The following is a 20,256-nucleotide window of genomic DNA, read 5'->3' as shown; positions in this document are numbered from 1 at the left end:
TCCCTATTTACATCAAATTGCAAACCGCCGATGCTCACTGATAGAGGATTGAATGCTCCAGTATACGTTTCGACATCTCAAGGGATTTGGGGCAAAAAAGGAGGCTGAGCTTTGGCGCGCCTATACCTTCACTTGGGATGATTTCGAAAACGCGTACAACTCCCAGCTATCGCTTTTTGAACATACTGCTTCGTTCCTTCAAGAATCAAGGCTTGCACTTGAAGCAGGCGATGTTGAGTATTTTGCAACATCCCTGCCGCACCAAGAGCATTTCCGGATTGCCCTGACCTACCCTGAAGACACCATGTTTCTCGATATCGAGACAACGGGTCTAAGCAAGTACTACGACAAGATTACTTTAATTGGTTGGAGTATCGGTACCGAATACGGTGTCTATCTTCAAGGTGATGACGATTCAGAATTTCGCAAAGCATTGTCCTCTGCAAAGGCAATAGTAACGTTTAATGGATCAATTTTTGACTTACCGTTTATCAGAAATGAGTTTGAAGATATTCGCTTCCCTGCCTGTCACGTCGATCTACGTTTTATGTCTAAACGCGCTGGTTTCAGTGGTGGACAAAAGGTCATTGAGGAACAACTGGGCCTAAAACGATCAGCCAAGGCCGCTGAAGTTGATGGATTGAAGGCGACGCTTCTCTGGCACAAATACAAATGGGGCGATGAAAAGGCTCTTCGCCAGCTGATTGTTTACAATCATGCGGATGTTGAGGGGATGAAGGTGATCTTCGACAAGGTTGCGAAGATCCTGCTAAAAAACTATCAGCTTCCAACCAGTAAAATTACTCTTCCAAAATTCGCAAAAAGAAGAAGCAAAATCAATTGGGCAAACAAGAAAACCGACAAACCAGATGGCATTGTTATTCGCCCATACGGAGGCAAAATAGGTCCTCTCGTCTTCCTTGACGAACTGGCGCTCCCAAAACAGCAAGGTCTTAGGGTCGTGGGGATTGATCTGACCGGGAGCGAAGGCCGTCCCTCTGGTTGGTGTTTTCTCAATCATGACTTAGCTGAAACAAAATGCCTTGGGCCGGATGAGGATCTGATAAACGAAACCCTGAAGGTGAAACCCGACCTAGTCTCTATTGACTCACCACTGTCGATTCCGTTTGGCCGAACCTCTGTAGATGACAGCGACCCCGGCCGTCACGAATTCGGCATCATGCGTAAGTGTGAGCGGTTGTTGAAAAAACGCGGGGTGAATGTTTACCCCTCGCTGATTCCCAGCATGCAGCAATTAACGGCCCGGGGAATGCGTCTTGCGGAACGTTTTCGCAAACTGGGTGTCCCGGTGATAGAAAGCTACCCCGGTGCGGCCCAGGACATCATGGGCATACCGCGCAAAGGGGCAAGTCTTGATTATTTATCTAAAGGGCTGGAGCTCTTTGGCGTCAAAGGCAATTATCTGACCGAACAAGTTTGTCACGATGAACTCGACGCCATCACTTCGGCTGTCGTTGGGCTTTTCTTCTGGAGCGGTAAGTTTGAGGCAATCGGCAATGAAGAGGAAGATTACCTCATCATCCCAGACCTGGAGGTGGATACGACAAACTGGCTTGAACGCAAAGTGATTGGCCTCAGTGGTCCAATTGCCACCGGCAAAACAACTGCAGCGAAATTTATTGAGGAGGCAGGTTTTGCCTACGGTAGGTTCAGTCAGATATTGAAGCAAATGTTGATTGACCGAGGGGAAGACGTTAACAGGGAAACGCTGCAGGAAATAGGTGAGAAGGTGAATAAAACTCCTGGTCAGCGTTGGTTATGCACACAACTACTTAAAATGCTGCCCGAGCAAGGCAAACTCGTTATTGATGGGTTACGCCATCCCGAGGATCACGCCTTTATGATCGAATCCTTCGGGCCAGCTTTTATGCATGCCCATATTGAATCCTCAGAGTCAGTTCGCACTACAAGATATGTTGCTGATGGACATTCAGTCGAGGAATTCAAGGTAGCCTGTAACCACCCTGCAGAGAAAGATATTAGTAAACTTGCTCTATTGGCGCATAGAACCATCCGCAACAATGGAGATTTGAAATCTTTGCAGTCCTCAGTGGATGAGATCGCCCAATAATTCATTTGGAGATTTTCTATGCCGGTCACGGTCATTGTTGGTGGACAATTCGGAGGAGAAGGCAAAGGGAAGGTAGCTCATTACCTTGCCCGTGAAATGGGGGCTAAGGTTGCCGTTCGAGTAGGTGGTTCCAATTCTGGGCACACGGTCATTACTCCAGATGGAAACCCTTTGATTCTTAGGCAACTGCCAACACCTTCCATCCTACCGGACGTTCATTGTGTCTTGGGTGCTGGCAGTTACATTGATATAGATATTTTATTTGATGAGATTGCCAAAACAGGCCTATCCGACGATCGCCTGCATATCGATCCGAACGCGGTGATAGTCACTGACAATGATAAGAGGGCTGAAGAAAACAGTTGCCTACGAAAATCTATTGGTTCCACACTCAGCGGAACGGGCGCCGCCTTAGCTAGAAGGATTAGTAGAGATGGATCTACACGCTTGGCAAAAGATGATGAGCGCTTAAAGAGCTATGTGGCCCCGGTTGTCCTCTATATGCGCGATCTCCTTTCTAAGGGGAAGCGAATAATAATTGAAGGCACCCAAGGCTTTGGCTTATCAGTGCTTCATTCGCAATACTATCCCTATGCTACTAGTAGAGATACATCTGCAGCAGCATTTGTTTCTGAGGCAGGTCTAAGCCCTTTAGATGTGGATGATGTTGTTCTTGTTATTAGGACTTACCCAATAAGAGTAGGGGGCAATTCTGGGCCACTAAAAAATGAGGTCGATTGGAATGTTGTATCTTTGAGCTCTGGTAGTGGAAAAAGTCTACTAGAACTAACCTCTGTCACAAAAACAAAAAGACGTGTAGCAATATTTGACCCTAAAATTGTAATAAATGCCATCGAGTGTAATAATCCATCGAGAATTGTAATGAATCATCTAGATTATATTTGCAGCAATATTAAAAAAGACTGTTTTGAAATAAAAGCTTCTGAATTTATTAAATCTGTTGAATTCAACATAAGAAAAAAAATAGATTATGTCGGGACGTCTAATAGTTCTCTTGTCAAAACGCCAAATTGATTGGATATTGACATGATATTTCCGCAAGAAATAGACCGATTTGATTTTGCTGCCTCTTTAGATGAAGCAAAGAAAAAGTTTGATGAGTCAAAAATAAAAGACCCCTTGTCGGGCATTAAGGCAACACTCCTTAATAAGCGTGACATAGCAAAGTATGTTTCTGCAACGGGTATGATTTTCCCATTCTACCCTGATGATCTTAAAGCTGCATCGTATGAAGTGAAAATTGGAAATGAAATTTTTTACTGGGATAAACATGAAAACAAACAACATAAAATAGATCTAAAGAACACCGACCATATTATATTTAAAAGAAATTCAATTACATTCGTCGGAGTCGAGCCTAAATTCTTGGTGCCATATTACATTGCATTAAGATTCAACCTTTCGATTACACATGTACACCGTGGATTGCTCTTGGGTACAGGACCTCTTATTGATCCAACATTCGTTGGCAAAATAATGATACCCATCCACAACCTTACAAACAATGATTACTCAATCAGACCTGGGGACCCTTTGATCGCTGTTGAGTTTACAAAGATTTGGTTTGACGAAGGAGATGAGCACAATATTGACTTTGATAAAATGTCTCGTAACGTTAAAAAAGCTGACCCAAAATTCGATGACTATTTTAAAAGGGCGCTTCCTGATGGCATCGATTCTGTACAAAGCTCATTAGAGCAAACCGTAGAGCGCGCCGAGGAATATGTGGCAAAGTCAGAGACACACATCAAAAAAATAGAAGAAAAATCAATTAAAGAAATCAATGATATCAAAGCAGCCGCCGATAGATCTAGAAATTTATATACCGTACTAGGTATTATTAGTGCTATCGCTCTTGTCGGGGCAATGATGGCTGTATTTTTCCAGGCAAAATCAGTTGTCAGCGATGCTAATAATTATGTCTCGAGTTCATCAAATGCCTTGCAAGGCAATATAAAGAAGTCATTTGACCCTGAAGGGTTCGATAGGGCCATTAACGAGCTTAGAAAAGATCTTATACAGCAAAACAAAGAGGATTTCGCTAAATTTACTGAAGCTCAAAATAGGCAATATAGACAAATCGATCAAAGGCTAGAGCACTTAGCGAACAGAATTACTCATGAATCAGACAAAGCCGAAAGCTTTAAAAATGACCTTTTAAGAGAGATCAATAGTTTAGAAAATATTTTAGGTTCAATCGAAGGAAAAAAATATGATCAAAGGATCAATCTGTTGTATGAGAATTTGCAAGGACGCAACTCAGATTAATAAAATAAATAGAAGAATAGAGATCTGCGGTGGAATAGCTTCGGGTAAAACTACTTTTGCAACTTTATTGGCCAATGCAGGCTTCATAAGCATTTATGAAGCGTTTCGCGAGGTTCCTTTTTGGAAGGCATTTTATGCCGACCCCGTCAAATATGCATTTGAGACAGAAATAACCTTTACCCTTCAGCATTATCATCAAATAAAGAAACATCCTGCATCAAACAAATTTTTAGCTTGTGACTATTCTTTTCTGCTGGATATGGCTTACGCTGAAATGGGTTTGAAAGATTCGCAGCTATCCGCCTTTAAAGCAGTGTATTTAGAAATTGAGAAGGAGTTAAGCGCACCTGCTCTGGTCGTTCATCTTCAGTGTGATTCTGAAATTGAATTAGATCGTATCTGCTCTCGTGGCAGGAATGTCGAAAAGAACATCACACTCAACTTTCTCAGAGCCTTAAATGATGCCGTTTCTAAACAAATTGAAAAAGCAAAAATGACAACACCGATTCTGACGATTGATAGTGCAAAAAATAATTTTGCCTTTGATGAGACAGTGAAAAAGAAGATGCTGGAGATGGTAACGACAGCCTTGGCAGTTGGTGAAAAATGTCAGTGAGGTCACTGCTATAACCCGCTATGCGTTGCCCTTCCCCACTGAGGCTTCTTCGCCTTGTAGCCCGGAAGGCTGGGACACTCGATGGCACGTTGAGCGCCAATAAGGCTGACGACATAGTCACAATGTTCCTTGTGAATCCTCATCCGACCGTCGTGTAAAGCAAGATATATGGCATTTACTGACAGCTCTTCTCCCAAGATTGCAACCACATGCGGATGGCAGAAAAGATCAAGTGACCAGGCCGGCTCTCGATCTGGCAAGTGAGATTGGCAGAGGTTCCGTCCCTTTTGATCGTCAATAACGGGCAAACAACTTAATCGCGCCGCCGTAGCAATAGTCGCCGCCTCGCCGTCATCCAGTGAAAAGCGACCCAATACAAGCTCGCCGTAGACCTCATATCCCTTCTCATCCAGATCGAACACTTCCACTATTTCGGCAGCAATCAAGTTCTGAAGAAATTGATGCTCTCCATTGCTCCTGCTCGTTTCATGCTTCAATTCTGAAACCACAATCTCTGGCACCAGAATTTCGTTCGGCAGGGCACTGAGAATACGTCCCCCACTTTTACACGCATGAAGATTTATCAGAACACTCGTATCAAGCACCAGCGGTGAGAGCTCGTTAGCTATTGAGCTTGAGTAGGTCATCCGAATTACTCTCCCCCTGCGCCATTTGATCAAGTAGTTCCCGAAGCTCAATACGACCCATTTTTAACAATTCTGCAAGTTGCCCCTCAGACATAAGATCGCGATTCCAAACTTCATAGGCCATTAAGCTCATTCGGTGTGACAGCGGCTGATTGGCTTCCTCCTTTGCAGGGTCAGGCCTAAGGGCTGCCTCACCGAGTACCATTTTCGCGTCCTTGTCCTTAATCCCGCCATTCATCTCAAACCAGTCCCAAGTCCCTTTTTTAACTAGGCTAAGTTCTTCGAGTCGACGAATGCAGGCTTCACGTGAGATATGATATTGATGAGCTAGGAGTATGACATGCCGTCTCGTGAGCTTATCCGCGCCGGCAGTTAACTGACGGAAGCTCATTTCGAAACTTCTTCTCGGCGATATAAAGGAGCGACCAAATGCATGAGCGTACCGCTCTTCCCGAGACTGAAAGCGTTCATCCTCTTCAAGAACCTCAGGCGAGCGCCTCGTTCCATAGAAGTGACCTAGTTCATGCACGGCAGACTGTTCACGTCGTTCTAAGGGATGATTTGCGTTTAGCAGTATGCATGCCCCAATCTCTGAGTCATAAGTGAATAACCCCGCTACTCTTGAACCCGAGGACAACCGCCGCTGATAGAGGCGGATACCCAGGTCCAGTTCTATAAGGGTAAATAGGTCGGCTACTGGCCCTGAACCAAGGCCTAACCAATCTCGCAACTCTTGTGCATGCTGCTCTGCAAGTTCGATTACATTGCCGGTGTTCACACCTCGTTCCGGGGGATAATTTCTACGGCGCTCAATGCCAAGGATGTTTTCTAGCTCGACTTCCGCTTTCACCAGATCATTCAATAATTGAACGGCTTCGGCGGCGTGGTGATCTTCGGTTTCCTTCATTTTTCGGAAACGTGGAATCAAGTCAGTATGCACGGCTTCGCGACGCAGCAGAGCATTCACAGACACCCCATAGTGATGCGCAAGTTTTTGAAGTTCCTGGATGCGAACGCGCCGCGTGCCTTTTTCGATGGACACCAGAGTCGGACGCGACGTGTCGATGACCTGTGCTGCTTCGTCTTGGCGGATGCCCGCATTTTCGCGAGCAAGTCGAAGGCGGCGACCAATTTCTTGTGCACTGAGTTCATTTAGATCGGCCATAACGCCCTCCTTTGGTCCAAATGTGTAAAAAGCTTTTCTCTCCTTGGGCGTTAATAAAATCGAACCATTCTTGAGAATGTTTCGACAAAAGAGTTTTCAATTTAGTCATTGTCTCCTGTTGTGACATGCCGGTTGCCCGGGAAATCTCAAATGCGTCTCGGAGCAAGATGTTATCGGGCTGAGCTGCTAATTCTGATAGCTGCTGTAAATGCCTTGACCCAACACTGCCATACTCGATGATGGATTTGGTCGGTTTTCCGTGGAAGTTTTGTGGCAAGGCATCCTTGAAGTCGGTCGTCATTAAATTAGCGAAAGCATAGGTATCATCGGGCTCGACAACGCCTGCGGCGTGCATGCTCATTCGCCGAAGCAAGCAGGCTGCGCAAATGCCGCACTGCCGGCGTTTTCCATCCACCTGGACATTGTGCCGCGTTTGCCAGCAGGAGCGCGTATCAAATAGGTCCTTTTCGGGCCTCCCCGTTTGGGCCAGAAAGGCCGAAATAGTTTGCCCTTTGGTGAACCAGAGACGGGGTTGCTTGTAAATGACTGAGTACTCCAGAAGTGCGTCAAGAAATTTCTCCATCCTTCGAAAGAAGGTTGGATGATTTCGGTAGTCTGAGTAGATATTGTGTAGCGGCACCAACACCGGGCCGAGGGCCCCCTGACCACTCTCAGGGACAATTATTTTGCTAACACCGGAAAGCTGCCCAGCTATTGCGGTTATTGCCGCGAACTTAAATCCTCTGGAACGTACGCTGCTCTCTGGTGATGGCCTGGGTTTGGCATCGAAAGGAATCCGGTCAAACGGGCGCTCGGTTTTGTTGATCTTGTCCTTGTGTTTCGAAACCCGGACTCGAACGGCTATATCCCCTTGGTCGTAAATACCAGACACACACCGTGAGTCGAGCCCCTCGCTATAGGCTATGGCGAAGTCTTTATTATTAGCGAAAGGGAGAGAGTGTTGGCGGTGCTCATTAGGGCCAGAGGACATAGCTTGAACAAAAGAAAATTGCCAATCATCACCCGTCAGATGACGCAGGGTCTCGACGAGATACTTTTTGACTTCTGGCTGTTGCCAACGTTCCAACTCCCACACAGGGACGGTAATTTGAAAAGGACGATGCCATTGCGTAGGGCGACGTTGACAGCGGCAATCGGCAAACTCGACAGCGGCACATACTACTAACAAGTCATAATGTAGCGGCTTCCAACCCTCATAGTTGTAGGTATCAAGAATGGCGGGATTGAAGGTTATCTCTTTCCCGATCTCAGCAACAGTGGCACCGTTCTGGCCGATTTGTGCTTTCTTATTGTTGTTTTCAACGAGCAACAAGGTGAGGCCGTAGCTATTTTTCCCATTGTAATTCAAAGGCTTGGCCCCTCTTCAAGGCCGTCTTTTTTAGCAACGGCTCCCTTAAAAGCTTGCTTGTTCCCTGCGATTATCGCTTCACAGATACTTTGCCTGTCTAAGGATTCGAATGCCGAGTTGGCTCTCTCGATAGTTCGATCAAGCTGATCTTGCCTCATTTGTCCTATTTCAGAGGAATGAATGCATTCTTCTTGGATGCGGTTACGAGCTATATTGATCTGATCATCAACTGATGCGGCCAAAGCCTGTTCCAATGCCTCACCAGGAAGGCACTTTTCACTCAAGTGAAACCTCATCTCTCTCTGCAAGGTGTCCGCGAATTGATCCTTGCTGTGTTCGTTAAAAATTCTTTCTAAAGATGACAATGGATCAATGTCCATTTGGTTTTGAGTCACATAAGAGTTGAGTGCTGACACCAAGGCCCGAACGGAATCGGTGAGCGCATCTTGAACAACTGCATCCGAAGCCATAGCACAATATTCGATCTGGTCGAATGCATCGTTATAGGCTGCCTCGGTAAACTTCCTCCAACGCTTAGTGAGCCTCAGGTTCTTGAATGGTCCGTCAGACATATCAACCCCCTATCGTCGTAAAGGTTAGATCACGTTTCTGACATTGTCAACGCTTAAATCTAAAATACTGACATTCTTCCACCGGAAAAGTTGATTTTGTCTCATGATACCCTCTTTGATCGGAGACCAGTTCCACGTGTTGCTGCTTTCAAATCCCTACGGTAAACCTACGGTCCGGAGACCGGAGATCATCTTCCGCCGTGTTTTCGGAACGCAACTCAAAAACCCAAGGTTTCTTACCGTTGGGGGTGTATGAAAGATGATCCCTTTCCTTCATTCTTCAAGTTTTGCTCCACCAGCGATGATTTCATCCCCTCATGAAAGCCCCTTCTAGCACATAGGCTTATTCAAAAATAAACAGTCGTAACCCAGGTGAGTTCACCGAATTCGGTAGCAGGGGGGCGGAGGTTCAAATCCTTTCGCCCCGACCATCTCTTTCTCTTTAGTTTTCATTTTCTGTTTCCGGTCCGTCTCCGGTCCACGTGCGATATCCCTTGCCGACGATCAATATCGCGAAGAGCCATCGTACCGCAAATTCCTGGTCGTGCCGGGCATTCTCGGTTCGGAGATCATCGCGCTCTGCGCCCAGGGCTGAGCGACGCCGGGCGGAATACAGGGACGCCGGGGACTTTTTCGCAGGTCCTTGCTGCCCACAACCCGGTCTTTTCGCCTGCTGGAAGAAACCCGTGTCGATCCGACAAAAGGCGAGGCTCTCCTGCACCAGTGAGAAAATGTTTGACAGTCAAGATATTTCATGCTTGGATTGCTTGAATTTCAAACTAATATTCGCAAAGGTTTCTTCATGGTCGATCAGCGACAGATCGAACTTTCGCAAATTCTTATCGAATTGTATGACAAGATTTCTTCCTGGGAGCATGCCGTGGTGCGCAAAAGCGGCCTGTCGCCGGCCCAGATGCATGCGGTGGAAATCGTTGGTCACCACGAGAAACTGCGCATGAAAGAGTTGGCCGAAAAGATGGGGATTACCACCGGCACGCTGACAGTCATGGTCGACCGGCTGGAAAGGGAAGGTCTGGTCAGCCGACAGCCGCATCCGACGGACCGTCGCTCCTATGTCATCGTTTTGACCGAGAATGGGCGCGAACAGTTTGAAGAGCACCATCAGATGCACTGCCTTCTCACCGCCGAGATCACGGCGTCCTTCGACGATGAGGAGATGGACAGACTGAAAGGTTATCTGGAGCGTCTGGTTCAACGGTTCTGACCAGGGAAGAATAGGGGGAATCCGCCCTGGGACGACAATGGATGGATATCTCTTTCCTTTGATTGAAAACGACAACCATGAACGTTTTCCCGGCACCGAATTACGCAGGTAGAGGCGGGACAGGAGAATTTTATGAAATTTTTCAGGGCAGTGATGGAGGCCGAAGAAAGACGAGCCATCTTTCTGACTGCAATTTCCGGTGTCTTTCTGCTGTTGAGTATCGCCACCGATGTCGCTCCGTTGGGAATCGACCCCGCCTGGGGCGCCATCCTCATCTCCGGCGCACCCGTTATCTACAACAGTTTTTACAAGCTTATTTTTCACGGCAATGTCCGGGCCGGCCTGCTCATTTCCATCGCCGTCATCGCCTGTGTGGCGGTGGGAGAGTTTTTCGCGGCCGGCGAAGTGGTGTTCATCATGGCCATCGGGGGGCTTCTCGAGGATTACACCGTGAGGCGATCCAAAGCCGGACTGAAATCTCTGATGAACATGAAACCCGCCACGGCGCGTGTACAAAGAAACGGCGAATATGCCGTGATCGCCGCCAAGGACGTGGTCGCAGGCGATATCGTGCGGATCATCGCCGGTGAGACCATCCCCGTCGACGGTGTGGTGATCGAAGGGGCCACCAACGTCGACCAGGCGCTCATGACAGGGGAATCCGTTCCCGTGGATAAAGTCGCAGGCGATGAGGTGTACAGCGCCACGACCAACATTCACGGCAGCATCCTGGTGCGGGCGACCAAGGTAGGCGCGGATTCTACGATCGCGCGCATGATCGCCATGATCAGTGAAGCCGAAAACAAGAAGGCTCCCATTGTGCGCACCATGGACAAGTGGGCCAGCTATTTGGTTGTCGTCGCGCTGGTGCTCTCGGTCGTCGTCGGCTTCGCCACCGGCGACATTATCCGCGCCATTACCGTGCTGGTGGTCTTTTGTCCCTGCGCCCTCGTTCTGGCAACGCCCACGGCTATTGCGGCAGGGATCGGCAATGCGACCAAGCATGGAGTCATCATCAAGTCGGGGGCGGCGCTGGAGCAGCTGACCCACGTCAAACGCATCGTCTTCGATAAAACCGGCACCCTGACCCACGGCGAACCGAAGGTCAAAGAGATCTTTCTGGCCGAGGGCTCATCACTGACGGAAGAAGAGTTCCTGCACCTGTGCGCTTCGGTCGAGATGCACTCTGAGCATCCGCTGGGGATGGCCATCGTCAAGGCCGCCAAAAATCGCAATATCGCTGTGCGCGAGCCGGAGAAGTTCACGGTCCTTCCCGGTAAAGGCGTCGATGCCGTTGTGCAGGGCAAGGAGGTCATTATAGGGAATCGCTCCATCCTGAACGACCATGGCCTGTCTCTGGATCCCGTCTTCGCCGATCTCGTCACGCGGCAGAACGAAGAGGGCCGTAGCGTGGTTTTTGCGGCAATAGAGCAGAAGGTTGTCGGGGCCCTGGCCCTGGCCGATACTTTGCGGCCTGACGCCAAAGAAATCGTCGAACGTCTGGCCGGGTTCAGGAAGAAGCTCACCCTGCTGACCGGCGATGCCCAGGCGATAGCAGCAAAGATATCGCAGCAAGTGGGTATTGCGGACTACCGCGCCAATCTTCTGCCTGAAGGCAAGATGCAGGCGATTGAAGAGTACGAGGGTTCAGGCGAAAGGGTCTGCATGGTGGGGGACGGGATCAATGACGCACCGGCGCTGAAAACCGCGAGCATCGGTATCGCCATGGCAGGAATCGGCAGCGACATTGCAGCGGATGCCGCGGACATTATCCTGGTCAAGGATGAGCTTGCCAAGCTTCCCTATATCATGGCACTGGCCACTGCGGTTTCGCAAAAGATAAAGCAGAATATCATTTTGTCTCTGAGCATGAATTTCGGCGCCATTGCTCTTGCTGCTCTCGGCATCCTCGGTCCGGTCAGCGGCGCGCTGATGCACAATGTCAGCTCCGTGCTGGTGGTGTTGAATGCCGCTTTGCTGTTGAAGGGTGTCAAAGAAACAAAAGATCAAAAACAAACCAGCTTCGAGCCGCGTCCAGCCTATTTAGAGGAGGTACCGTAGCCAACTCTACAAGAGTCCGGTCCATTTTTGCTGGAACGGCGAGTCTTTGGCAACAAGCCAACTCTTCAGATGGTAGAGGGTTTCATCCTGAGTAAGTAGATGATGAACTCTTTCCTTGTCGTCTCTGGAAGCAGGCCCGCGCAAGGTACATGCCGAGGAAGATTCTTGTCATTTTCGGGAGGATATGCTAGAAACGTTCAAGCAATTGCGGGAATAATGCACCTTGAACCCCACCCCTCGCCGTAATGCGCCGGGTTCGGGAGCAGGGCGGGCGGAGGTTCGAGTCCTCGCGCCCCAACTATTTTCAGCGCGACAAAGCGGCTTCGGCCGCTTTTTGTCTTTGCGGGGACAGCGCCCTGCCGAGAGAGCTTTATGAGCGGATTTATTTTGATGCTGGCGGCGGCCTATTTCATCGGCGCCATACCCTGCGGACTGGTGCTGACCCGGCTCGCGGGGCTGGGAGACATCCGCAACGTTGGCAGCGGCAACATCGGTGCCACCAATGTTTATCGTGTCGGCGGGCGGCGTCTTGGGGTGGCCACCCTGATTCTCGATGCCTTCAAGGGTCTGCTGCCGGTGCTTTTGGCCGTGCAGGTTTTCCCCGAATCGCTCTGGCAGGTGAGTCTGGTCGCGGCGGCGGCCTTTCTGGGACACTGCTATCCCGTGTATATAGGTTTTAAGGGGGGCAAGGGTGTGGCTACGGGACTTGGCATCTACCTGGTGCTCTCGCCCGTCTCGGTGCTGGTGGCCCTGGGGGTATTTGCCGGAGTCCTCTGGAAGTGGGGCTATGTGTCCCTGGCCTCTATCTGTGCCGCCGGGGCTATTCCTCTGCTGGTGGTGGTTTTTGAGCGCTCCCTGCCTCTGTTTTTGGTTACCCTGCTTATCAGCGGGATAGTGATTTTCCGTCATCGTGCTAATATCGAGCGGCTTTTGAGCGGGAGCGAAAATCGCTTTCGTGCCTGAGTTCCCGATGTGTAAGCTTTGGCCCTTATGAAGAAAAGAACCCGGATACTTCTCGCCTCCCTGGCGGCGGCCGTCCTTCTACCGCTGCTGCTGGTGACGGCAGATATCGCCCTGTTTCTTGTCCAGCCTGTGCAGCCCTCCGAGCCGCGCGTGGTGACGGTTGCGCCCGGCACCGGCTTTGTCCGTATCGCGCGTGACCTCGAAGACCAACAGGTGATTCGTCGCAGTGCTTATTTTATTGCCCTGGCACGCTTCAAGGAAATGCAGGGGCGGGTGCATGCGGGGGATTATCGGTTCGAGGAGCCGGCGCGGCCATTAGAGATATTGCACCGGCTGGTGGTGGGTGATGTTCTGCGTTACGCTTTTACGGTGCCTGAAGGCCTGACCCTGTGGGAAATCGGCGCACGCCTTGAGCGCGAGGGCTTCGGCCGTGCCGAGACGTTTCTTGCCCTGGCGCGGGACCCGGATTTGATCACACAGTTGGGGGTTGAGGCGCAGTCCTTGGAAGGGTATCTGTTTCCCGAGACCTACCTGCTGGAGCGCGGCGCCGTCGAGCGGCGTCTGATTAATGCCATGGTGCGCGAATTCCGCCGCCGTGCTTTGCCCCAATGGCAACAGGCCGCGGCAGAGTTGGGGCTGGATCTGCATGAGTGGGTGACGCTGGCTTCCATCGTGCAGAAAGAAGCGGGTTCGGCTGGGGAAAAGCCGGTGATTTCCGCGGTGTTTCATAACCGCCTGCAGCAGGGTATGCGTCTGCAAGCCGATCCGACAGTGGTGTACGGTGTCGAGGATTATGCGGGGCGTATCACGCGCCGCCATCTGCGCGATCCTCACCCCTACAACACCTATGTCATTTCCGGCTTGCCGCCCGGCCCCATTGCCAATCCCGGTGCCGCTGCCCTCGAAGCCACGGCGTTTCCCAGTGATGACGACTACCTGTACTTCGTTTCGCGCGGTGACGGCAGTCACGTCTTCTCCCGCACCCTGGAGGAACACAACCGCGCGGTGCGCCGCTATATCCTCTCGCCGCGCAATTCATCCCCTTGAAAGCCAGGCGACGCCGATAGCCGCAGAAAAATCGGATCGGTCAAAAATCCGCGTTTGTTTTGAACGATTACGTAACTGTTCAGCATGCACCGCAGGACCCGGCGGCATCGCGTGCGGCAAAAACTCACCTGCGGCTCAAACATTTGCCGCAGCGCTCAACCGCCGCNTCAGCATGCACCGCAGGACCCGGCGGCATCGCGTGCGGCAAAAACTCACCTGCGGCTCAAACATTTGCCGCAGCGCTCAACCGCCGCATCCTGAGGTACTGTGGGACGTGGCAGAATAGTTGCGAATTTACATCCCCATGCTTTCTCCCCTGTGTCTTACCCCGCGGAGACACTCACGAAGACCAGACCTTGATCGCCGTCGTTGCGGACGCCGTGGGGGCGCCCGGCAGGCGCGACCAGAACCGTCCCGACACCGATTTCCTGCGACATCTCGTTTTCACCCAGAAAAGTTCCGCGGCCTTGCAACACCACCCAGACATGGTCACCGGCGTGGACGTGGGGATGAATATGCTGACCTGGGGCCAGACACCAGAGGGTGGTGCGCGAATGATCGGTGGTGGCAAGAGCAATTTTGCGTGCCGCATCATCGGAAAAAGCAATCTGATCCTGGATCTGAAAAAAAGAGGTGTCCATGCTGATCTCCATAAGGGGTTGTAAGTTTTGCATCATATAAGGCGCAGCAAATCTTTGCCAGTAAGAAAAAAGCCCGAAGAAATAATTCTCCGGGCTACCAAATAAATAAAATGGGATTGGAACTTCAGGAATTCAGGCTTTGGCGACATCCACGGCCACGCGGTTGACCGCCATGGGCATGATCTGGTTGATGTCGACGTCGCTGAAATGGTAAGGCGCGAAGAGCAGGCCGGGCGGAACGTTTTCGGTGATCTTGACCTTGGCCTGCGCCGCTCCGGTCTGAGAGGTCACGCGGATGGCACCGCCATCGGCAACGCCGAGAGTTTGGGCATCCTGAGGATTGACCTCGATAAAGCCTTCGGGCGCGACTTCCAGCGGACCCTCGGCAAAGGTGGTGGTGGTGCCGAAGTGGAAAAGGATTTTCCCCGTGAGCAGCTGCATGCCGCTGGCTTCCGCCTTGGCCGTGACCGGCGCATAGCGCAGGCTCTTTTTCTCAGGCATGGGCAGCGGCTTCACGCAGGGTCGGCACCGGTCCTGAGCCGGCAGGCACACATCGCTGTAGATGGGGGCTGCGGTTTTGATTTCGTCAAGCAATGCCGCATTGTCGAGACGCACGCTGCCGGGGAGCAGTCGCTGATAAAGATCGGCGAGGATGTCCCAATCCTCGCGGGCCTTGCCCGGAGCCTTCATGGCACGGCGCAGACAATTGACGCGATGGTCAAGGGAGGTCAGGCTGCCTGATTTTTCGGCGAAGGCGGCGGCGGGCAGCACCACATGGGCGAGGCGGGTGACTTCCGACGGCAGAATGTCCTGTACCACCAGCATGTCCAGGCTTTCCAATGCCTTGCGCCAGCGGCGGCTGTCAGGAAAGGAGATGAGCGGATTGGTCGCTGCAAGATAGAGGAAGCGCACCTCACCCTTTTCGATCCCTTCAAGAATCTTCTCGGCATTGCGCCCGCCGTCGGGCAGGCTGCACGACCAGAGCTTCTCGAAGCGCGATTTTTCTTTTGCATAATCGGAAAACCCGGGCAGGAATTCGGGGCAGGCGCCCATATCGAGCAATCCCTGAGTGTTGCCCTTTTCGTCCACCGGGAACAGTCCACCGACGTCGCCGTGCAGGGCCCCGCAGATCAAGGCCAGGTTGGCGATAGCCTGTACTTTATCGGCCGCGGCAGCGCCGCGGGTGATGTCCCCGCCGAAAATGACGGCAACTGTTTCGGCCTGACCGAGATAGTCGGCTGCTTCTTCGAGAAGGGCCTGAGACAGCCCGGTTTCCTTGATGGCCTGGGCGAGGTCGACTTGGCTCAGATGTTTTTCGACGTCCTCGGGGTTGGCCAAATATTGATTCAGATAGTCTTTGTCGGCCAGGCCCTTGTCCACAATCAAGCGGGCCAGGGCGTTGGCCAGAAAAACTTCGCTGCCGGGACGATAACTGAGTTGCGTGTTGGCCCAGCGCGACAGTTTGACCCGCCGCATGTTGGCCACGACCAGTTTACCGTCGCGCTTGCGGCAGGCGGCTTCGATCTGCCAGTCGATGGCGGGTGCTTCGGCGGTGACGTCGCTGCCGAAAACCAATACCGCGTCGGAGTGGCCGATACGATCCATGCGATTGCTGGCACCCGGGAGGCCGAGGTTAGCGGCGAGGGGCAGCAGAGCGCGCAGTGCGCCGAAGCGGGCCTCGGAATCGATATTGTTCGAGCCCAGCCCAACGCGGAAAAGCTTTTGGAAGAGATAGTTCTCCTCGTTGGTCAGGCGCGGCGAGGCGAGACCGGCCAAGGCATCGGCGCCATGGGCGGCACGGATTTGCTGAGCGCGTTCGGCAACCTGACCCAGGGCTTCGTCCCAATCGGCACGCATCAATTGCCCGCCCTGGTTAATCAGGGGCGTGCTCAGGCGCTGTGTGGAGTTGACATAGCCGTAGCTGAAAAACCCCCCGATGCATAGATTGCCGTTGTTGACGGTATTCTCATCGTCTGAAGTGATGCGATAGATCTGGTTGTTCTTGACATGAATATCTATTTCGCACTGACTGCCGCAGCCGGTACACAGGGAACGGGTTTTTTTCAGCTCCCAGGGGCGCGCGCGGAATTTGAAAAGTTTGGAGATCATTGTGCCGGTGGGACAAACGGCCACGCAATTGCCGCAGAACTCGCACAGCTCAAGGTGTTTGTCGATGTAGGCGCGTTCGCCCTTGTCGTTGATGAACAACGAACTTGAGCCGACCACCTCATGGCAGACCTTGACGCATTTCTCGCACAGGATACAGCGCGATGGAACCTGCTGGATCAGGGGCCACTTGTCGATGGGACCGGGCTGGACATCTTCGGCGCTGAATTCTTGACGCACGACGTCGAGATTGTAGCAGGCGTCCTGCAGGTCACACTCTCCGCCGGCATCGCACACCGGACAATCCAGAGGGTGGTTGACCAGCATCAGTTCCATGATCTGGCGACGTGTTGCGGAAATCTCTTCGCTGTCGGTCGTGACGACGATTCCCTCTTTGACCGGTGTGTTGCACGCGGTCATTAGACGCTCGACACCCTCGATCCGCACAACGCAGACGCGACAGGCGCCGGTCGGCGAGACTTTTTGCAGCCAGCACAGGGTCGGAATGGCAATGCCGAGCTGACGAGCCGCTTCCAGGATGGTGGTGCCTGCGGGTACGCTGACCGTCCTGCCATCAATCGTCAAACTGACCATGTTGATATCACCTCGAAAATCGGGCAGCAGGCGCAGTGCCCGGATCCGCCTATGGACCAACACCTGCGCGCTGATGTCCTAAATGCAACTGATGTGTTCAAATCGCCGCCATGGCCATGCGATAACAGCGCAGGCAACGTTCGGCTTCGCGAACCGCTTGACTGTCCTTGAATCCGAGTTCGACTTCGGAATAATTCTTGTAGCTGGCTCGTTCGGGGCCATGTATTTCGGCCTGATGTTCACGGCTTGCGGAATCCAACCAGGACACCTGCTCATTTTTGTCGTAAACGCCGAGGTAGGTGAGAATGTCTTCCATGATTTCCTCGTCCGTCAGGTACGACTTCCCCTCCTCAAGCCAGCGCTGCATGACTTTGGCCGCGCGGTGACCGCTGCCGACGCAGGCCACCGCCGTCAATGGCCCGATTTCTGCGTCGCCGCCGGCGAAAACCCCTTCGCAGTCAGTGACCAGGACGCGGGACAGGGGATTTCCCATGCTGTCGTTGAGATTTTTGCCCTTGGCATCTTTAAGCGGCAGAAAGCGGGTGACGACGGTATTCCATTTGGTGATATCGATGCCCATTTTCTCGGGGATGAAGGACAGTTCCGGATCCTGTCCGATGGCCGGAATCACCGTGTCGCATTCGACAACAAATTCACTGCCCTCCACCGGCTGTGGTCGACGTCGTCCAGAATCGTCGGGTTCGCCGAGTTCCATGCGCACGCATTCGACGCCGATCACCTGATCCTTCTTGTCGACGACAATACGTTTGGGCAGAACGAGAAATTCGAACTTGACCCCTTCCTCTTCGGCCCCGTCGACTTCCCAGACATCGGCAGGCATTTCCTTGCGCGAGCGACGGTAAAGCAGCACGGATTCCTCGGCGCCCTCGCGCAAGGCGACGCGTACGCAGTCTATAGCGGTGTTGCCGCCGCCGACCACGACGACCTTTTTCCCCATGCCGGTGGGCTGACCCATGTAGGCTTCGCGCAGAAAATCGATGCCGCCTTTGAGAAAGCCCTTGTAGCCCTTGTCCTCACCTTCGACGCCCATGGGTTTGGAGCGGTGCGCGCCGGGAGCAAGAAATACCGCGTCGAATTTTCCCTTCAATTCGGGTAGTGAAATGTCTTTGCCTACGCGGGTGTTATAAATGATTTTGACGCCCAGGGCGGAAATGATATCGATGTCGCGCTGGAGAATGGGGCGCGGCATCCGGTAGGGTGGTATGCCCACCGCGACCATGCCCCCGCCGTAGCCATCCGGCAGAGCCTCATAGATAGTGACGGGATAGCCCTCAAGGGCGAGGTAATAGGCGGCGGTGAGACCTGCCGGTCCGGCGCCGACGACGGCCACGGTTTTGTTTTTGCGCGCCTTGGGCTGCATAGGCGGATTCTGGTGATGCTTCCATTCCCAGTCGGAGGCCGAGCGCTTGAGCAGCATGATGCTGATGGGTTCATCGACGTTGGTGCGGCGACAAGCGGTTTCGCAGGGATGTGGGCAGACCCGGCCGCAAACGGCAGGAATGGGCATGCTGTTGCGGATCACTTCAAGGGATTCATCGAAGCGATATTCTTTGACCGCCTCGATATAGGCGGGAATATCGATGTGAGCAGGACATTTGTCCTGACAGGGTGCGGTATATTTATGGATGAGGTGATGCCCCTGCGCAGGCTTGTTCAGCGAGCCGCTGAGGCAGGCTAGAAAGTCTTCGCGGTAGTGGGTGACGGCGTGCAGTACCGGAACCGTGGCGCTCTGGCACAGGGTGCACTTGCAGTTTTTCATCAATTCGGCAAGTTGCGGCACCTTGTCAAGGTCGGCGGCTGCGGCCTGGCCGGCAAGCACCGCGCCGAGCAAATCGGCGAGCACCTTGGTGCCTTTTTTGCCGGGAGTACATTTGCCGCAGCAGTACAGTTCCTGCACTCGCTTCATGTATTCCGCGGCCATGGCCGGTATGTTGACATTGTCGTCGAAGGCGATGATGCCGTCCCAACCCATGAAGGCGGCGAGGGGTTTTTCGCCATCAAGGGTGACGGGCAGCTTGAAGCTCGGAGCTTCGGCTTGCTCGCCGCCCTTGCGGTTGTCAACGACCTTGTTTCCCCAACTGGAAAAAACGATCTGGGCCAAATCGACCTCCTGTCGGCTTCGTCTGGCCGGAGCTCTGGTGAGGGGCTGTCTGCCCGCGAAATAAGGGCGAAGGACCGGTCAATACTGTGGTTTGCTGCCGTGTGTAATGTATACAGTATGCAGTTAAATAGCACAAACGTAAACGTCAAATCAAGGGAAAAGTTCTTCGTTGCCAAGTGTTCGCCCCGGGTGTCTTGGGCTGGGAAAACGTCGCTTCACAGCGCTCAATGCAGGTCCGGAAAAGGGGTGTGAATGCGCCAGGACTGGGACCCCGGAAGGCCTCCGGGAAGCATTTCCCAGTGCTGTTCGATGTCCAGGCGCCGCAAGGATGCCGAGGGCAGCAGAAAATATTCAATGCGCAGGCGCACCTGTGCCTGATCGCGTTCGGGGCTCATGTGGACTTCGCTCAGGGAAACATCGGTCATGTTGAGATCATCCCGGCTGCGATAGCGGTCAAGATAGTCCTGGTCGTAAGGGTCAGCGAAAAAGCGCGCCGTTGCCTGAACATCGCCCCAGCGCAGACTCTGTGCGAACCGCCCGAGGGCATCGTGCAAATCTTTTTCCGGGGTCAGGCCCTGTCGCGGGCAGCCGCTCAGCAACATGGCCGTCAGGGTCAGTGACACGAAAAGAAAGAACGGGAATTTCACGGAAAACTCCTTCAGGGGGCCAGACTCCCCTTGCAAGCGCGCAAACCTCGGTTAGACTGAGACATTCAAAGCCAATGGCGCCAAGCACCGATGAAGTGAG

At 52.5% G+C, this 20,256-nt stretch carries 16 protein-coding genes; 8 read left to right on the top strand and 8 right to left on the bottom strand.

Features of this window, described 5'->3' with window-relative positions:
* Positions 1–52 precede the first annotated feature (52 nt).
* The 4 genes from GFER_RS17405 to GFER_RS02245 are packed head-to-tail and all read left to right on the top strand — an operon-like array spanning position 53 to position 4,997.
* Positions 53–2,092: a ribonuclease H-like domain-containing protein gene (locus GFER_RS17405; protein ID WP_052445874.1), complete on the top strand. Its 2,040-nt coding sequence runs from the start codon at positions 53–55 to the stop codon at positions 2,090–2,092.
* A gap of 18 nt (positions 2,093–2,110) precedes the next feature.
* Positions 2,111–3,127 carry an adenylosuccinate synthetase gene (locus GFER_RS18095; protein ID WP_074669488.1) on the top strand — a complete coding sequence of 339 codons (1,017 nt, stop codon included), beginning with the start codon at positions 2,111–2,113 and terminating at the stop codon, positions 3,125–3,127.
* Positions 3,128–3,139: 12 nt separating this feature from the next.
* Positions 3,140–4,381, top strand: a complete 1,242-nt coding sequence (locus tag GFER_RS02250) for a hypothetical protein (RefSeq protein ID WP_040095657.1) — start codon at positions 3,140–3,142, stop codon at positions 4,379–4,381.
* The gene (locus GFER_RS02245) at positions 4,350–4,997 is read left to right on the top strand and encodes a deoxynucleoside kinase (protein WP_040095655.1); all 648 of its coding nucleotides are present in this window, start codon (positions 4,350–4,352) and stop codon (positions 4,995–4,997) included. The genes GFER_RS02250 and GFER_RS02245 overlap by 32 nt, the downstream gene beginning before the upstream one ends.
* A gap of 8 nt (positions 4,998–5,005) precedes the next feature.
* On the opposite strand, the gene GFER_RS02240 is transcribed toward GFER_RS02245, so the two are convergent.
* From GFER_RS02240 to GFER_RS02225, 4 genes are read right to left on the bottom strand one after another with little or no spacing between them, the layout of a single operon-like run.
* Positions 5,006–5,644: a PIN domain-containing protein gene (locus tag GFER_RS02240; protein WP_040095652.1), complete on the bottom strand. Its 639-nt coding sequence runs from the start codon at positions 5,642–5,644 to the stop codon at positions 5,006–5,008.
* Positions 5,619–6,809, bottom strand: coding sequence for a helix-turn-helix domain-containing protein (locus GFER_RS02235; protein ID WP_040095649.1), 1,191 nt, complete (start codon positions 6,807–6,809; stop codon positions 5,619–5,621). The genes GFER_RS02240 and GFER_RS02235 overlap by 26 nt, the downstream gene beginning before the upstream one ends.
* Positions 6,793–8,178, bottom strand: a complete 1,386-nt coding sequence (locus tag GFER_RS02230; protein WP_040095647.1) for an adenine nucleotide alpha hydrolase family protein — start codon at positions 8,176–8,178, stop codon at positions 6,793–6,795. The genes GFER_RS02235 and GFER_RS02230 overlap by 17 nt, the downstream gene beginning before the upstream one ends.
* Complete coding sequence (locus GFER_RS02225; protein ID WP_040095645.1) at positions 8,175–8,750, bottom strand: hypothetical protein; 576 nt, start codon at positions 8,748–8,750, stop codon at positions 8,175–8,177. Before GFER_RS02225 ends, GFER_RS02230 begins: the two co-directional genes overlap by 4 nt.
* 802 nt (positions 8,751–9,552) lie before the next feature.
* Here GFER_RS02225 and GFER_RS02220 point away from each other — a divergent pair.
* From GFER_RS02220 to mltG, 4 genes are all read left to right on the top strand, one after another.
* Complete coding sequence (locus GFER_RS02220) at positions 9,553–9,975, top strand: MarR family winged helix-turn-helix transcriptional regulator (protein ID WP_040097241.1); 423 nt, start codon at positions 9,553–9,555, stop codon at positions 9,973–9,975.
* 132 nt (positions 9,976–10,107) lie between these two features.
* Complete coding sequence (locus GFER_RS02215; RefSeq protein ID WP_052445873.1) at positions 10,108–12,036, top strand: heavy metal translocating P-type ATPase; 1,929 nt, start codon at positions 10,108–10,110, stop codon at positions 12,034–12,036.
* Positions 12,037–12,408: 372 nt separating this feature from the next.
* The gene (gene plsY / locus GFER_RS02210; RefSeq protein ID WP_040095643.1) at positions 12,409–12,999 is read left to right on the top strand and encodes a glycerol-3-phosphate 1-O-acyltransferase PlsY; all 591 of its coding nucleotides are present in this window, start codon (positions 12,409–12,411) and stop codon (positions 12,997–12,999) included.
* Positions 13,000–13,026: 27 nt separating this feature from the next.
* Positions 13,027–14,046: an endolytic transglycosylase MltG gene (gene mltG / locus GFER_RS02205; protein WP_040095640.1), complete on the top strand. Its 1,020-nt coding sequence runs from the start codon at positions 13,027–13,029 to the stop codon at positions 14,044–14,046.
* 323 nt (positions 14,047–14,369) lie between these two features.
* Here mltG and GFER_RS02200 read toward each other — a convergent pair whose 3' ends face one another.
* The 4 genes from GFER_RS02200 to GFER_RS02185 all read right to left on the bottom strand — a co-directional run bounded on the left by GFER_RS02200 (position 14,370) and on the right by GFER_RS02185 (position 20,156).
* Complete coding sequence (locus GFER_RS02200; protein WP_052445872.1) at positions 14,370–14,687, bottom strand: cupin domain-containing protein; 318 nt, start codon at positions 14,685–14,687, stop codon at positions 14,370–14,372.
* Between the two features lie 132 nt (positions 14,688–14,819).
* Positions 14,820–17,387, bottom strand: a complete 2,568-nt coding sequence (locus tag GFER_RS02195) for a molybdopterin-dependent oxidoreductase (protein ID WP_040095637.1) — start codon at positions 17,385–17,387, stop codon at positions 14,820–14,822.
* A 97-nt stretch (positions 17,388–17,484) separates the two neighbouring features.
* Positions 17,485–19,509, bottom strand: a complete 2,025-nt coding sequence (locus GFER_RS02190) for an FAD-dependent oxidoreductase (protein WP_040095635.1) — start codon at positions 19,507–19,509, stop codon at positions 17,485–17,487.
* Positions 19,510–19,733: 224 nt separating this feature from the next.
* The gene (locus tag GFER_RS02185) at positions 19,734–20,156 is read right to left on the bottom strand and encodes a hypothetical protein (protein ID WP_040095633.1); all 423 of its coding nucleotides are present in this window, start codon (positions 20,154–20,156) and stop codon (positions 19,734–19,736) included.
* Between the last annotated feature and the right edge of the window lie 100 nt (positions 20,157–20,256).

This window comes from Geoalkalibacter ferrihydriticus DSM 17813, assembly GCF_000820505.1.
In the GTDB taxonomy this organism is placed as follows: Bacteria; Desulfobacterota; Desulfuromonadia; order Desulfuromonadales; family Geoalkalibacteraceae; genus Geoalkalibacter; species Geoalkalibacter ferrihydriticus.
Note: the sequence above shows the minus strand (reverse complement) of the source record. Positions and strands in the feature narration are given on the sequence as shown.

Excerpts from the sequence above, each read along its gene's own strand:
- GFER_RS02220 (WP_040097241.1), top strand. The coding sequence starts at position 9,553 with ATGGTCGATCAGCGACAGATCGAACTTTCGCAAATTCTTATCGAATTG.
- GFER_RS02240 (WP_040095652.1), bottom strand. The coding sequence starts at position 5,644 with ATGACCTACTCAAGCTCAATAGCTAACGAGCTCTCACCGCTGGTGCTT.
- GFER_RS02250 (WP_040095657.1), top strand. The coding sequence starts at position 3,140 with ATGATATTTCCGCAAGAAATAGACCGATTTGATTTTGCTGCCTCTTTA.
- GFER_RS02235 (WP_040095649.1), bottom strand. The coding sequence starts at position 6,809 with ATGGCCGATCTAAATGAACTCAGTGCACAAGAAATTGGTCGCCGCCTT.
- GFER_RS17405 (WP_052445874.1), top strand. The coding sequence starts at position 53 with ATGCTCCAGTATACGTTTCGACATCTCAAGGGATTTGGGGCAAAAAAG.
- mltG (WP_040095640.1), top strand. The coding sequence starts at position 13,027 with ATGAAGAAAAGAACCCGGATACTTCTCGCCTCCCTGGCGGCGGCCGTC.
- GFER_RS18095 (WP_074669488.1), top strand. The coding sequence starts at position 2,111 with ATGCCGGTCACGGTCATTGTTGGTGGACAATTCGGAGGAGAAGGCAAA.
- GFER_RS02225 (WP_040095645.1), bottom strand. The coding sequence starts at position 8,750 with ATGTCTGACGGACCATTCAAGAACCTGAGGCTCACTAAGCGTTGGAGG.
- GFER_RS02245 (WP_040095655.1), top strand. The coding sequence starts at position 4,350 with ATGAGAATTTGCAAGGACGCAACTCAGATTAATAAAATAAATAGAAGA.
- GFER_RS02215 (WP_052445873.1), top strand. The coding sequence starts at position 10,108 with ATGAAATTTTTCAGGGCAGTGATGGAGGCCGAAGAAAGACGAGCCATC.
- GFER_RS02200 (WP_052445872.1), bottom strand. The coding sequence starts at position 14,687 with ATGGACACCTCTTTTTTTCAGATCCAGGATCAGATTGCTTTTTCCGAT.
- plsY (WP_040095643.1), top strand. The coding sequence starts at position 12,409 with ATGAGCGGATTTATTTTGATGCTGGCGGCGGCCTATTTCATCGGCGCC.
- GFER_RS02195 (WP_040095637.1), bottom strand. The coding sequence starts at position 17,387 with ATGGTCAGTTTGACGATTGATGGCAGGACGGTCAGCGTACCCGCAGGC.